The organism is Brevundimonas sp. TWP2-3-4b1 (genome assembly GCF_049897665.1).
GTDB lineage: Bacteria > Pseudomonadota > Alphaproteobacteria > Caulobacterales > Caulobacteraceae > Brevundimonas > Brevundimonas subvibrioides_B.
Genome location: NZ_JAFCWQ010000027.1, coordinates 1 through 12,883, shown reverse-complemented (window position 1 = coordinate 12,883; position 12,883 = coordinate 1). Strand labels below are relative to the sequence as shown.

General features: G+C 66.6%; 15 protein-coding genes. 6 read left to right on the top strand and 9 right to left on the bottom strand.

Annotation, left to right across the window (positions count from 1 at the left end; genetic code table 11):
• Positions 1–19: 19 nt before the first annotated feature.
• Positions 20–478, top strand: coding sequence for a hypothetical protein (locus tag ACP7A5_RS15745; protein WP_426042799.1), 459 nt, complete (start codon positions 20–22; stop codon positions 476–478).
• A gap of 123 nt (positions 479–601) precedes the next feature.
• Here ACP7A5_RS15745 and ACP7A5_RS15740 read toward each other — a convergent pair whose 3' ends face one another.
• Positions 602–1,231, bottom strand: coding sequence for a hypothetical protein (locus ACP7A5_RS15740; RefSeq protein ID WP_426042798.1), 630 nt, complete (start codon positions 1,229–1,231; stop codon positions 602–604).
• 99 nt (positions 1,232–1,330) lie between these two features.
• Positions 1,331–2,050, bottom strand: coding sequence for a phosphatase PAP2 family protein (locus ACP7A5_RS15735; protein ID WP_426042797.1), 720 nt, complete (start codon positions 2,048–2,050; stop codon positions 1,331–1,333).
• 286 nt (positions 2,051–2,336) lie between these two features.
• On the opposite strand from ACP7A5_RS15735, the gene ACP7A5_RS15730 reads away from it, so the two are divergent.
• Both ACP7A5_RS15730 and ACP7A5_RS15725 read left to right on the top strand, forming a co-directional pair.
• Positions 2,337–4,229 (top strand): ribonucleoside-diphosphate reductase subunit alpha, encoded by a 1,893-nt coding sequence (locus tag ACP7A5_RS15730; RefSeq protein ID WP_426042796.1) that lies wholly within the window; start codon positions 2,337–2,339, stop codon positions 4,227–4,229.
• A 250-nt stretch (positions 4,230–4,479) separates the two neighbouring features.
• On the top strand, positions 4,480–5,343 hold the full coding sequence (locus ACP7A5_RS15725; protein ID WP_426042795.1) for a lipid A-modifier LpxR family protein: 864 nt from the start codon (positions 4,480–4,482) through the stop codon (positions 5,341–5,343).
• Positions 5,344–5,350: 7 nt separating this feature from the next.
• Here the strand turns inward: ACP7A5_RS15725 and ACP7A5_RS15720 are convergent, their stop codons facing one another.
• The 3 genes from ACP7A5_RS15720 to ACP7A5_RS15710 form a co-directional block, all read right to left on the bottom strand.
• Complete coding sequence (locus ACP7A5_RS15720; protein ID WP_426042794.1) at positions 5,351–6,316, bottom strand: magnesium transporter CorA family protein; 966 nt, start codon at positions 6,314–6,316, stop codon at positions 5,351–5,353.
• 36 nt (positions 6,317–6,352) lie between these two features.
• Positions 6,353–6,877 carry a CHAP domain-containing protein gene (locus ACP7A5_RS15715; RefSeq protein WP_426042793.1) on the bottom strand — a complete coding sequence of 175 codons (525 nt, stop codon included), beginning with the start codon at positions 6,875–6,877 and terminating at the stop codon, positions 6,353–6,355.
• Positions 6,878–6,948: 71 nt separating this feature from the next.
• Positions 6,949–8,055: an acyltransferase family protein gene (locus ACP7A5_RS15710; RefSeq protein ID WP_426042792.1), complete on the bottom strand. Its 1,107-nt coding sequence runs from the start codon at positions 8,053–8,055 to the stop codon at positions 6,949–6,951.
• A gap of 61 nt (positions 8,056–8,116) precedes the next feature.
• Between ACP7A5_RS15710 and ACP7A5_RS15705 the strand changes: the two genes are divergently transcribed.
• On the top strand, positions 8,117–8,554 hold the full coding sequence (locus tag ACP7A5_RS15705; protein ID WP_426042791.1) for a hypothetical protein: 438 nt from the start codon (positions 8,117–8,119) through the stop codon (positions 8,552–8,554).
• Here ACP7A5_RS15705 and ACP7A5_RS15700 read toward each other — a convergent pair.
• From ACP7A5_RS15700 to ACP7A5_RS15690, 3 genes are read right to left on the bottom strand one after another with little or no spacing between them, the layout of a single operon-like run.
• Positions 8,551–8,991 carry a COG3650 family protein gene (locus ACP7A5_RS15700; RefSeq protein ID WP_426042790.1) on the bottom strand — a complete coding sequence of 147 codons (441 nt, stop codon included), beginning with the start codon at positions 8,989–8,991 and terminating at the stop codon, positions 8,551–8,553. The genes ACP7A5_RS15705 and ACP7A5_RS15700 overlap by 4 nt on opposite strands.
• Positions 8,992–9,044: 53 nt before the next feature.
• Positions 9,045–9,317: a hypothetical protein gene (locus ACP7A5_RS15695; RefSeq protein WP_426042789.1), complete on the bottom strand. Its 273-nt coding sequence runs from the start codon at positions 9,315–9,317 to the stop codon at positions 9,045–9,047.
• A gap of 19 nt (positions 9,318–9,336) precedes the next feature.
• Positions 9,337–10,164 carry a phosphatase PAP2 family protein gene (locus ACP7A5_RS15690; RefSeq protein WP_426042788.1) on the bottom strand — a complete coding sequence of 276 codons (828 nt, stop codon included), beginning with the start codon at positions 10,162–10,164 and terminating at the stop codon, positions 9,337–9,339.
• A 180-nt stretch (positions 10,165–10,344) separates the two neighbouring features.
• Here ACP7A5_RS15690 and mutM point away from each other — a divergent pair, with 180 nt between their 5' ends.
• Positions 10,345–11,208, top strand: a complete 864-nt coding sequence (gene mutM, locus ACP7A5_RS15685) for a bifunctional DNA-formamidopyrimidine glycosylase/DNA-(apurinic or apyrimidinic site) lyase (protein WP_426042787.1) — start codon at positions 10,345–10,347, stop codon at positions 11,206–11,208.
• A complete protein-coding gene (locus ACP7A5_RS15680; protein WP_426038056.1) occupies positions 11,208–11,753 on the top strand; it encodes a DUF1697 domain-containing protein in 546 nt (181 codons plus the stop codon). The genes mutM and ACP7A5_RS15680 overlap by 1 nt, the downstream gene beginning before the upstream one ends.
• 347 nt (positions 11,754–12,100) lie before the next feature.
• On the opposite strand, the gene ACP7A5_RS15675 is transcribed toward ACP7A5_RS15680, so the two are convergent.
• Positions 12,101–12,517: a hypothetical protein gene (locus ACP7A5_RS15675; protein WP_426042786.1), complete on the bottom strand. Its 417-nt coding sequence runs from the start codon at positions 12,515–12,517 to the stop codon at positions 12,101–12,103.
• Positions 12,518–12,883 lie beyond the last annotated feature (366 nt).

Genomic DNA, 12,883 nt, shown 5'->3' with positions numbered 1-12,883 from the left:
AGGACTTGGGGAGCTGAACATGGATCCGATCACTTCGATCGTGGCCGCCATGCTGATCTCCGGCGCCGCGGCGCCGGTGGATGGTCATGGCTGTCCCGAAGCACCGCACTATGGCGACGTACCCTGCTCATGCACGAGAGTCGTCGACTTCTACGGCCCCTGGACCGGCGGCGGCGCCGGCTGGCCGGGACCGGGGGGCTGGGGTCCGCCGATCAACAATCCAGGCCCGCCTATTCATGTCTCATCGCCGGGCGTTCGCGTGATCGGCCGTCCGATCAACGTCGCCGGCCCGACCATCTACATCGACGGACCCCCGGTCTATGTCGACGCGCCGCCGATCCGCATCGCGCCGGCCCAGATCTACGTCCAGCGTCCCGAGGTCCATGTTCGGCCATCGGAGATCCTCGTCGAGCCGCCGGAAGTTCACTTCTCGGACTGCACCGAAGGCCCCACCTGCACGCCAGCGGGCGGCTACTGAGCCGACGATCCGCGACTAAAATGACGGAGGGCCCCGGCGGAAACGCCGGGGCTCTTTTTCTTCGTTCTTCCCTTTCGTCGTTCTCCGACGAGCGCAGCCTGCCGGGGGATGACGAAAGAGAAGTCAGTTCGGCGACGTTTGGTCCGCCTCGGCGTTCGACGACGCAGCTGTCGCGGAGCGCGCTCCGCCCGCCGGTGCGGCGCAGTAGTCGCGGGTCTCCCGCGCCAGGCTGAGGTAGCCGCCGTCCAGGGCGGCCTTGATTGCCGCGTCGCAGTGGTTCTCGCTCAACAGCCGGGTGACCTCGCGGCGCACGGCGAGATAGGCGTCCTGCTTGTCGCGCAGTGAACGGGCGGCGCGGCGGTCGTCGGGCAGGCACAGCGATATCCAGCCTGCGTCGGCGCAGCGGGAGACCAGCCGCGCTTCGCGCTCGCTCAGGACGCCGGTGTCGATCGGCCGGACCGGGCCGGGATCGACGGGGACGGCGAGAGGCGGGCCTGCGGGTTCGGTGACGGTCGTTGATGGAAGGGTCTCGGGCGACGGCGCGTCGACGGTCGCGGCCGCGCCGAGGATGGCGGCGGGCGCGTCGGTGACGATGTCGCTGCCCGGGATCGGCACGATCTCGATGTCGGGCACGGCATAGCGGCAGACCCAGCGGCCGCCTTCCATGGAGCAGGACTGCAGCGTGGCCTGGACGGCCTGATCCGCCGCAGCCGGAATCGGGCCGGCGAGCAGGGTGAACATCAGGCTGATCATGGAAGCCTCCTGCCGCGAGGCCCGGCGACGGACGAGTCCCACGGGCGGTCGGTCAGCCCGGATATTAACGCTTTCGGCGACGGCGGGCCTAGCGAAATCTCAACCTTCGGCGACCGGCGTTTCGTCGGCCAGACGGGCATGGCGGCGCGTCTGCCTGCGCTCGACCGCATAACTGACCAGCCACAGGGCCATCGCCCAGGCCGCGCCGACGCACCATCCGGCCATGACGTCCGAGGCCCAGTGGGCGCCGAGGTAGACGCGGGTCAGTCCGACCATGAGGGCGAAGACCATGCCGACGCCCAGGACGTAGGCCTTCAGTCGACGCCGGGGGAAGGCGCGGGTCATCATCACCGCGACGGTCAGGTAGAAGACCGTCGACAGAAGAGCGTGGCCGGAGGGGAAACTGGCGTTCAGCGTCTCCACCGCCTGGAAGGCCGCAGGAGGGCGTTCACGCTGGAACAAGGCCTTCAGCCCCTCGCTCAGGGCGACCCCGCCGGCGAGGCCGATCAGCAGCAGCAGGGCCGAAAGCCACTTCCTGAGGATCAGCAGCATGCCCAGGGCGACGACGGCGAACAGGGTCAGGACGGCAATGCCCCCCAAGGAGGTGATATCGGCCGCCGCCTCGTGCAGCCACCAGGGGCCGCGCGGCTGGCCGGCGACCGGCTGCATCCAGCGCAGGACCATCTGATCGAAGGCCTCACCGTCGGCCTCGGTCATGTCGTCGGCGATCTCGACGAAGGTCACGGTCCCCAGGGTGACGATGGCCAGGGCGCCGAGGGCCGCGAACTCCGCCCGCGCCACGGTGATCGCGCGACGCAAAAAAGGGAGGAGATCGGAGGATTGCATCGCTCGCTAACGGCCAAGCTGGGATGCCGTTCCCGATCACGGCTTCGTGAATCCTGTCACAATGGTGCGTCGCACGGCCGTCGCGGCTTTTGCACAGGCTCATCCCCCGTCTCGAAGTGATTCGAGACGAATTCCGGCGTCAAGCCCGTTGACCATTGGTTAGGCATCTGCGCCCCATATGTTGGTTCGGGGAGCGCTTCGGCCACTAGATGCAGTGGTTCGAACGCAGGCGGCTTCACTTCGATTTTAGTTCAGGGCGATGACGATTATGGCTGGCGGCGAAGCGTTGAAGACGGTGGAATTCGAGGGCCTCAAGGCTGCGCCGAGCTCTGAGAAGCCCCATCTGACGGTGGTGCGGAGCCTCGAACTGGACCGGACCCGCGACGACCTCCTGACCGACTTCGGCAAAAAGACGCTGGAAGACCGCTACCTGCTGGCCGGCGAAAGCTATCAGGACATGTTCGCCCGCGTCGCGACGGCCTACGCCGATGACGCCGACCATGCCCAGCGCGTCTATGATTACATGTCGAAGCTGTGGTTCATGCCCTCGACGCCGGTGCTGTCGAACGGCGGCGCCGATCGCGGCCTGCCGATCTCCTGCTTCCTGAACTCGGTGCAGGACAGCCTGGACGGCATCCAGCGCGTCTGGAACGAGAACGTTTCCCTGGCTTCCAACGGCGGCGGTATCGGCACCTACTGGGGCGGGGTCCGCTCCATCGGCGAGAAGGTCAAGGGCGCGGGCCAGACCTCGGGCATCATCCCCTTCATCCGCGTGATGGACTCCCTGACGCTGGCGATCTCGCAGGGGTCCCTGCGTCGCGGGTCGGCGGCGGTCTACCTGGACGTCCACCACCCGGAGATCGAGGAGTTCCTGGAAATCCGGAAGCCCTCGGGCGACTTCAACAGAAAGTCCCTGAACCTGCACCACGGCATCAACATCACCGACGAGTTCATGGAGGCGGTGAAGGCCGGCGGGCCGTTCGGCCTGCGCTCACCCAAGAACAACGAGGTGCTGAAGACCGTCGACGCCCGCAGCCTGTGGCAGAAGATCCTCGAGATCCGGCTGCAGACCGGCGAGCCCTATCTGATCTTCTCCGACACGGTGAACCGCCAGATGCCCAGGCATCAGCGGGAGCTGGGGCTGAGGGTGAAGCAGTCGAACCTGTGCAGCGAGATCATGCTGCACACCGGTCCCGACCACCTCGGCATCGACCGCACCGCCGTCTGCTGCCTGTCGTCGGTCAACGCGGAGATGTTCCTGGAATGGCGCGAGGAGCCGCGCTTTGTCGAGGACGTGATGCGCTTCCTGGACAATGTCCTGGAGGACTTCATCACCCGCGCGCCGCCGGAAATGGCCGCCGCCGTCTATTCGGCCAAACGCGAGCGTTCAGTGGGACTGGGCCTGATGGGCTTCCATTCCTTCCTGCAGTCCCAAGGCGTGGCCTTCGAAAGCGCCATGGCCAAGTCGTGGAACATGCGGTTGTTCAAACACCTGCGTCGCGAGGCCGACAAGGCCAGCGTCAAGCTGGCCGAGGAGAAGGGCGCCTGCGAGGACGCCGCCGAGCGCGGCATCATGGAGCGGTTCTCGCACAAGCTGGCCATCGCCCCGACCGCCTCGATCTCGATCATCTGCGGCGGGACCTCGGCGGGCATCGAGCCGATCCCGGCCAACATCTATACCCACAAGACCCTGTCGGGCTCGTTCGCGGTCAAGAACCCCTACCTGGAGAAGCTGCTGGACGGCTACGGCGCCAACACCGACGCGGTCTGGTCTTCGATCCTGGAACACGAGGGCTCGGTCCAGCACCTGGACATGCTGAACGACGACGAGAAGGGGATCTTCAAGACTGCCTTCGAACTGGACCAGCGCTGGGTCGTCGAACTGTCCGCCGATCGCTCACCGGAAATCTGCCAGGCCCAGTCGATCAACCTGTTCATCCCGGGCGACGTCAACAAATGGGACCTGCACATGCTGCACTGGTCCGCCTGGGAACGCGGCGTGAAGTCGCTGTATTACCTGCGTTCCAAATCGGTGCAGCGCGCCGCCTTCGCCGGCGCCGAGGACAAGGCCGAGGTCGAGATCGATCCGAACCAGCCGGACCTCTTCTCCGCCGCCCCGACCGACTACGACGAGTGCCTGGCCTGCCAATGACCCGAGACGGGTCGGCCTTGAAATCGCGCTGATCTTGACGAGCGCCCCCCCCCCCCCCCCCCCCCCCGGGGGGGCGCCGCTCGTTTCGCGTCTGCAGGGGCCTTTAACCCCGATGACACCCCGGATGGGGGAACCTGTGCAGCGAAAGCCACGTTGGGCGATCATGTCAGGAAGGTGTCGCAAGAACGCGGTTGGATCTGACGCGATTCCGGTGCAGGATGGGCTCTGTTAACGGACTGTGAGGGGACCGTTGATCCGTCTGGATAGCCTGTTTCTGAGCGTACTCGCATTGGCGGCCCTGGCCGTTCCGGCAAGTGCGCAGACGTGGGTGAACCAGAACTGGTCCGATTCCCAGCAGGAAACCTCCGCCAGCATCACCGCGCAGCTGAACCGCCAGGCCAGTTTCAATGTAGCTGCGGGGCGCGAATTCGGGCCAGCGCTGGAGTTCGCCACCGACTATGCGCCGGCCGAGGCGCGCAACCCGTTCGCGGCCACGACCACCCGCGACGTCTGGCGCGAGGCCGATGGCTTCACCGATCGGCTGAGGTTGCGGACGCGGGGCGAACTGCGCCGGGCCGACGGCTCGCCTGTGCCGCCGACGCCGCTCGACCAGGCGATGTTCGACGCCGACGGCTATGAGGTCAGCTACACGCGCGGCTGGACGACGGCGCGCGGCTATACGGCCTCCGGGCTCGAGGTGACGCTGACGCCGCACGTCGGCATCGGCGCGGGCGACCGGGGCGGCACGGCCGAGGCCGGCGCCACCCTGCGGATCGGCTCGACCGCGGACCGCATCCTGCCGGAAGGGGCCGAAGCCTTCGGCGAGCGGGCCCGCTGGTACATCTATGCCGCCGGGTCCGGCACGGCCGTCGGCTATAATTTCGCGCGGACGCGGGACGGCGAGTACGCCCGCTCCGGCTACAGCCGCGACAGCGGCACGTTCCTGGGCGACGCCTCGATCGGGGTGGCCCTGCGCCGGGGCGACATGCAGGGCTCGTTCGGCCTCGTCTATCGCGAAATCGAGGCCGAGGGTATGCACGGCGGCGACGGCATCGACAACGACATCTCCGAGGGCCTGGTCGCCTTCCAGCTGTCGATCAAGCCGGAGTGGTGAGGGCGGACTAGATCCAGCCCCTTCGCCGGAAATACAGCAGCGGCGCGGCCGCCGAGATCACCATCAGGCCTAGGGCCATCGGATAGCCCTCCATCCAGCGAAGCTCGGGCATATGCTCGAAATTCATGCCGTAGATGGCCCCGATCAGGGTCGGCGGCATCAGCACCGCGGTGAAGATCGAGAACATCTTGAAAATTGACGACTGCTCGATGTTGATCAGGCCGAGCGCGGCCGAGAGCTGGAAGTTGATACCCGAGGCGACGGCCTGATTGTGCGCGATCAGGCTGGTGGCGTCACGGCTGAGCGAGCGCAGGTGCTCGCGCGGCTCGTCGGCGTGTTCGAACCAGTCGTCGACGGTGACGAAGGCGAAGACCCGGGCGAGACCGGCCAAGCTCTGTTCGATGCGGGCGCTGGCGATATGCGCCCGGCCGAGCTTGGTGATCAGGTGTTTGAAGCCGACGGTCTTGCCCTCGGAAAAGACGTGCACGCCGAAACCCTCGACCTTGGCGCCCAGGCCCGACAGCACGTCGGAGGCCCGGTCGATGATCGCCTCCATCAGGTTCAGGAACATGTCGGCGCCGGTCTGGCAAAGCGCCGGCTCACGCTCGAGCTTGTCGGTGAACATGGTGAAGGGGCGCGGGTCAAAATAGCGGATGGTGACCATCGGCCCCGTGGTCAGGACGAAGGTGACCGGGTCGATGCCGGGCAGGTCGTCGTCGCCACGATGCAGGATGTCGGCGGTGACATAAGTTGCGCCGCCCTCGCGATAGAGCCGGCTCGAGGCCTCCAGTTCGCTCATCTCGGCGCGGGTGGGAATGGAGAGGCCCAGGGCCCGCTCGACGGCGGCGTCTTCACCGTGACTGGGTTCGATCATGTCGATCCACAGGGTGTCGGGCGGCATTTCCCATCCGCCGATGACGTCGATCTCGACCGCCTCGCAGGCGGCGCAGCCCGAACGATAGAGGCGGATCATTCGGGGCGGGCTCGGGGTGTGGGGGTCAAGTCGGGGTTAGTTGGTCGCGGTGGTTGTGGCGTTCGCCGCGACCTGGCGGCCGGCGTCATAGGCGTCGCGGGCGCCGTTGTAGATGAAACCATAGGTCGGATAGACGGTCGAACCGAGGTCGCGGATAGGATTGTACCAGACCTTGACCTCGGACCAGTCGTTCTGGCCCGAGACGTCGACGACGGTGACGTTTTCCTCGACGCGGCCGCGGCTGCCGCCCCAGTTGGCGTGGGTCACGCGGATCACGCGGTCGGTCAGAATGTCGGAGACGACGGCGACGTGGCCCCGGCTCATGCGGCCTTCGGGACGGAACACCAGGACCGAGCCGGTCTCGGGCGCACGGCCGGTGCGGAAGCGGTCGACGGCCTGATTCCACCAGGTCCAGGCGTCGCCGAAGATGTTGATGCCGGAGAACATGCGGGCGAAGGTGACGCACTGCCAGTACGGATCGTCGGCCTTGGCGGGGGCGGGCGACAGGGCGAAGAACCCGAGGCACGCGGCAACCAGAGCGGCGGTGATCCGTTTTGTCATACTGAATTGTTTCTGCCTGTTACGCCCGCACTATCCCTAGACGATAGTTAGCGGAGGGTAAAAGCCCCTTTTCAGGCGAGTTGCGGACCGCCTGTGCGGGCTTTCTCCCGCTCGGCCCGCCGCTTTGCGAGGTTGCGCAGCGCCCGTCGGGCAGGGAATTCGACCAGGTGGTAGGACACGGCCGCCACCAGCGGCAGGGTCAGGAACACAGCCAGCCACACGAAGAGTTGAAGCTTTTCGCCCCCGCCCGTGAGCTTCGACGCCGCGTTCACGGCCAGCAGTTTCCACGGCACGACGACCATATAGACCGAGTAGCTGATCTCTCCGAGATAGACGGCGGGCCTCGACGCCAGCCAGCCGGCGCGGGCGTTGGGCAGCGAGGCAAGAGCCACGATCAATGCACCGCACAGGGGCACGATCAGCGCGTCCGGGGCCTGCAGCGAACCGGCCACAGCGATGGACGCCGCGACGCCGGCGGCGATCCAGCCGGGACGCGGGAGGCGGATCTTGCGATGCATTAGATACAGGGCGCAGCCGAGGGCGAAACAGGGAACGATGCGCAGGGCGCCCCAGAGGATGGTGGCCTGGGTCAGGGGGAAGCCGGCCAGCATCTGGAAGACGACGTAGAGCGCCACGAGGAAGCCCACTGCGCCGATCACCGCAGCGATCGGCCTCTCGCGCAGCCGCCAGGCGACGAAGGCGAAGGCGGGGAAACAGAGATAGGCGAACCATTCCGCCGAGATCGACCAGGACGGATGGTTCCAGCCGGCCACGGGGGCGAAGCCCCAGGCGTGGACCATCAGGAGGTTGGCGGGCAGGGCCGCCCAGCTGAGGATGTTGCCGTTGATGTTGAGGCCTGCGGCGACGGCGCCGAAGGCCAGTGCGCCGACCCCGATCAGGGTGGCGATATGCAGCGGATAGACTCGCGCGAGCCGGGCCCACAGGAAGCTGCCATAGCTGAACCGCTTCTCGCCATGCGCCGCCAGATAGACGTGGCACAGGATGAAGCCCGAGAGGACGAAGAACAGTTCGACCCCCAGATAGCCCTTGGCCACCAGGTTGGGCATGAAGCCGACGTCGAGGTCGGGCCAGAAGGCGAACAGGGCCACCCAGATGGCGGCGCCGAAGCGCAGCGCGGTGAGAGGACGCAGATCCTGCGGCGTTTCCAGCTGGGTCATTCCTCCCCTATGCAGCCGACGCGGTTCCAGAACCGTTAAGTGAACGATGAAAGATGCAGACGTGACCGCAAAGACCCTGACCTTCGATGATGTCGCCTGCGCCGCAGCAACGCGGGCGGGGCTTACCGAGGCGCAGGCCACCGCCGCCCTGACCGGGGCGCTGGGCTTGCTGGATCGCCATGCCGGGCGCGAGCCGCTGGCGGCGCTCTATGCCGCCGTCGACGGAGCGGAGACTGCGGCGCGCTCCAGGGCCGCCGAGCGTCCGAAGCGCGGCCTGTTCGGCGGGATCATGGCCTCGGCTGGAGGGGTGTCGGGCGCGGCGGTGGCAGAGGCCATGGGCCTGCTGGATCGTCTCTTGAGCGAGGGCGTGGACAAGGCGGCGCTCAAACGGCTGCTGCCCGCCGCGCGCGACCGGGTGCGGGCGGCGACCGGACGTGACCTGCTGGGCGAGGCGGTGCGCAGCGTGCCGGGCGTGGGGCCTTTGCTGGGCGACAGCTAGGGCGCCGGCTGGCTCTCGAGGAAGGCGACGGAGGCGGCGCAACCGTTCAGCGTCTGCTCACCCAGTTCGACGCGCGCGGTCAGGGGATAGACCCGGTCGCTCATGCCGTCCGAACAGTCCGTGGCGATCAGGGTCACGACGAGGGTCGCGCCGTCCGCCCCGGCGGCTGCATAGACCGCCGTGGTGCCTTGAAGGGTCGGGCCGGGGTTGGTCACGCTGAAGCCCGGATTGTCGACGGCGGAATAGGTCAGGGTCCCGGGGGTAATCTCTACGCCCCAGAAGGGCTCGGTGCCGATGGCGCGGAGCGGCTGGCCCAGATCGACGCCGCCGAGGACGGCGGACGCGGCCAGCGGAGGCACCTCGGACCGGGGCGTTTCGCCCGGGTTGGAACAGGCCGCGACAGCAAGCAGGGCGAGAGCGAGAAGGGGCAGGCGCATCGGATCGGCTCCGGGACAGGTTCGTGACGACCATGCAGGCGAACCCGTCCGGGTCAAGTTTCGTCGGTCTCGGCGCGACCGGGATCCAGACTGTTGTCGACCTGATCGTCCCACCCCTCGCGGTTCGACTTGAAGGCCAGGGCCATCAGTCCCCAGGTCAGGCCGACCGTCCCGGCGACCCCGAGCCCCATGGCGATCCAGCCGTGCAGCGGCAGGCCGCCCCCGCCTATGGCGACCCAGAACAGGCCCAGCCCCCAGGTCGCGACGGCCGAGAAGGCGAGGGCGATCAGGGCGTAGATGCAGAAACGCTGAAAATGGTTGGGCATGGCCAAGCCATAGCACGCCTCAGGCCGCTACGCTGCTCCGGCGGCGGGCGCGGCGCATCTGTCGCGCAGCCCGGGGGCAGGCGAGCGCGAGCCGGTGCAGGGCGGCGACGACCAGGCCGGTGAGCGCCCACGACAGGAGGATGTCCGACAGGAAATGGCCGCCGAAGGCGATCCGGTTGAGCGACAGGGCGGCGGCATAGGTCATGACGGCGGGCAGGGCCCAGCGACGCCACGGCGCCGGGACCATCAGGACGACGACCGCCACCATCCAGGCGGCGGACGAGGCCTCGCCCGAGACGAAGGAGCAGTTGGACAGGCAGTTGTCCGAGACCTGCCAGGCGCGGGTGAAGTGAGTGTCGCCGCCGAAGGCCTCGATCTGGATCGGCCTGGCGCGGCCCCACATCGATTTCAGAACGCCGTTGACCAGGAATCCCGAGGCGATGACCAGACCGACCAGCAGAACGGTCGCCCGACGACCCCAGCCCTCGACACGGCGGGGATTGCGGCGCAGGGCCAGGACGATCTCGCCGGCCAGGCCCAGAAGCATCAGTCCGAGTACCCAGGTCGAGGACCTCCGCAGCCCCTTCAGGACCGGATTGTCGGCCAGGGCGAAGCCCGCGTCCGGGCTGTAGAACAGGGCGCTGACCGCCATATCGACGCCCGGCAGAAGGGCGAAATACAGCGACAGGACGATGAGCGTCACGAAGGCCAGGGTCACGGGCTCGTCGGCGCGCAGGCCCGACGCCAGCGAAAGCTGCAATCGCGTCGCGGCCCGCCGAAGGGCGTGGATATTGAACAGACGGCGCGCGCGCCGACCCCGTTCGCCGATGGCTGTGACCTCCGTCATCGATCCCCCAATCGAGTCGTGAGACAGCCATGGCTGACTCCTGCGGCGGGCGCGTCACGGAAACATGGGGGTTGGGCGGAGTTTCCGTGTCGGACGCGTGTAGAGACGTCCGTGGCCGTATCGCTTATGGCGTCGCCGACCCGACTTCACCCTGGCGCGGGGACCGGCTAGACGGATGACATGCCTGAACTTCCCGAGGTCGAGACGGTCCGACGCGGCCTGGAGCCGGTGCTCGTCGGGGCGCGGCTGACGCGGCTGCGGCAGAACCGCCCTGATCTGCGCTTTCCCTTCCCTGACCGGTTCGTCGAGCGTCTGGAGGGGGGGAGCGTCGAGCGGATCGACCGGCGGGCCAAATATCTGCTGGCCGCGCTATCGACCGGGGAGACCTGGGTGACCCACCTTGGCATGACCGGCCGGTTCACTGTCGACGGTGAACAGCTGGGCGAGTTCGAGGAGCCCGCGCCGATCGCCGGCAAGCATGAGCATATGAGCTTCTGCGCCCTGAAGGACGGCCGCGCCACGCGGGTGGGGTTCGCCGATGCCCGCCGGTTCGGCTTCATGGGTCTGATCCCGACCGACCAGGTCGAGACCCACCCGTGGTTCGTCGGCATGGGGCCGGAACCGCTCGGCAACGGCTTCTCGGCCGCCCATCTGGCCGAGGTCTTCGACGGCAAGAAGCAGACCATCAAGGTGTCGCTGCTGGACCAGCGCAACGTCGCCGGCCTCGGCAATATCTATGTGTGCGAGGCGCTCTACCGGGCGCGCATCTCGCCCCTCATCGCGGCGGGCAAGCTCTCGAAGCCACGGCTGGAGACCCTGGCTGCGGTCATCCGCGACGTGCTCAACGACGCCATCGCGGCCGGCGGCTCGACGCTGAAGGACTTCGCCAACGCCGAGGGCGGCCAGGGCTATTTCCAGCACCGGTTCGACGTCTACGGCCGCGAGGGCAAGCCCTGTCTCGGCGAGGGCTGCACCGGCCTGGTCAAACGTGTCGTCCAGGGCGGTCGGTCGACCTTCTACTGCCCCTCCTGCCAGAGGCGCTGATGACCCACCGCATCATCCTGTTCCGGGGCATGAACACCGGCGGCGTCCGCGCCCCCGTCGGCGAGCAGCGGGTCATGGCCGAGGCGATGGGGCTGAAGAACCCGCGCACCCTTCTGGCCAGCGGCAATCTGGTGGTCGAGAGCGATCGCGATCCGGCCGCGCTTGAGACGGATATCGAACTCGAGATGGAGCGCCGCTTCGGTATCAAGGTCGCCGCCATGGTCCGCACGTCGGAGCAGTGGGCCGAACTCATCGCCGCCAACCCCTTCGCCCGGGAGGCCGCAGACCAGCCGGCGAAGGTTCTGGCCATGGTCATGAAGGACGGCATCAAGGCCGGGGCGCTTGAGGCGTGTCGCGCGTTGGCCGAAGGCGGCGAGGCTGTCGAGGGCCGGACCGGGCCGGGCGGCGACGTTCTCTATTTCTGGTTCCCGAACGGTCAGGGCGAAAGCGGCATCTTCAAGAAGGCCACGCCGCGCATGCTCGGCATGGGCACCGGCCGGAACTGGAACACGGTGCTGAAGCTGGGAGAGATGGTGGATGTCTGATGGTTTGGACGTGGTGTAAAAAATAATGGACATTATGTCTTTGACAAACCCGCCGCAACATATAGTGTTGCCGATGACAGGCCGGTACAAGTGGTTGGATTTGATGCGGATTTATGGGAGATAGCGGGGCGCTAAGTTCGGAGTGGAGCATGCGCAGATATCAGCGTTCTGACATTTCGGTTGAAACTTATGCGCAAGTTGACTAGTTGTCACTTGTCTAAAAGGCGGGACCGAGTGCGTTTGGGCGAGAGTCCGGTTGAAGGAACATTTGACGGTTCCTGGGAATCTCAGTCGCAAATCGGAAGGCGCTCAACCAGCGCTTGATAGGGATTCGCTCCTATCTACCGTTACTTTTGATAGATGATCGGCTGCTTGCACCAACGGAATGGCAGCGCCGTCAAGACCGACCAGTAGGCCCCGGTCCAGTTCAGAACAATAGCCAGATCAGCGCCCTGCTGAGGCCACACAGCGATGATGCGCCCATTTGGCGATTGGTGCAGTCGTTGCCAGTTAGCCGCTACATCCCAGATATAGTTCTGGCAGCTGACGAAGCCCCAGCCGTTGATTGCTTTTACGCGTGACGCGTTGGCCGTGATGTGACGGAGCCCAAAGCTCTTTTCGTGGGGATAGCCGTATTGCAGGCGGATCGGCCCCTCTGAGAGCTGGATTGCGGCTGCTGCGGCCGCATCAATCCACCCTAGGTCCTGCTCCCCGGCGTGGTTGGTGAGTATGCGTTCGGGGTCGTCGTTCTCAGTTTCGGCCAAAGTTATTCCTTGCCCTCTGCGCGAGGGCGGGGTGGGCGCTTTGCGGACGCGACTTTTGCAACGCTCGTCTCAAAGCGCTCTTCGCTCTCATCGGCCTCGACTTCGCGAGCCATGTCCTTGAACTTGTCGGCTTGGGGTCGTGCGTCGTCGGTCATCCGTCACGCAATATTGTTTGGGGTGGGCGCGACTCGCCCCCAGCAAGTCGCAGCAAGCGATAGCCTATAGTGTGGATCGGCGTGGAAAAGGAACCCCGTTAGCGGGGTGATCGGCGTCGAATAAGGACCCCTCATTCCTGATGTCTAACGATGGCTGCTTGGCGGATGTCAGGCGGCGAGTTCGGGATGTTGGTGTTGGAGACGGTGTTGA

Coding starts and splice junctions, on each gene's coding strand:
- ACP7A5_RS15745 (WP_426042799.1), top strand. CDS start 20: ATGGATCCGATCACTTCGATCGTGGCCGCCATGCTGATCTCCGGCGCC.
- ACP7A5_RS15740 (WP_426042798.1), bottom strand. CDS start 1,231: ATGATCAGCCTGATGTTCACCCTGCTCGCCGGCCCGATTCCGGCTGCG.
- ACP7A5_RS15730 (WP_426042796.1), top strand. CDS start 2,337: ATGACGATTATGGCTGGCGGCGAAGCGTTGAAGACGGTGGAATTCGAG.
- ACP7A5_RS15720 (WP_426042794.1), bottom strand. CDS start 6,316: ATGATCCGCCTCTATCGTTCGGGCTGCGCCGCCTGCGAGGCGGTCGAG.
- ACP7A5_RS15715 (WP_426042793.1), bottom strand. CDS start 6,877: ATGACAAAACGGATCACCGCCGCTCTGGTTGCCGCGTGCCTCGGGTTC.
- ACP7A5_RS15710 (WP_426042792.1), bottom strand. CDS start 8,055: ATGACCCAGCTGGAAACGCCGCAGGATCTGCGTCCTCTCACCGCGCTG.
- ACP7A5_RS15700 (WP_426042790.1), bottom strand. CDS start 8,991: ATGCGCCTGCCCCTTCTCGCTCTCGCCCTGCTTGCTGTCGCGGCCTGT.
- ACP7A5_RS15695 (WP_426042789.1), bottom strand. CDS start 9,317: ATGCCCAACCATTTTCAGCGTTTCTGCATCTACGCCCTGATCGCCCTC.
- ACP7A5_RS15690 (WP_426042788.1), bottom strand. CDS start 10,164: ATGACGGAGGTCACAGCCATCGGCGAACGGGGTCGGCGCGCGCGCCGT.
- mutM (WP_426042787.1), top strand. CDS start 10,345: ATGCCTGAACTTCCCGAGGTCGAGACGGTCCGACGCGGCCTGGAGCCG.
- ACP7A5_RS15680 (WP_426038056.1), top strand. CDS start 11,208: ATGACCCACCGCATCATCCTGTTCCGGGGCATGAACACCGGCGGCGTC.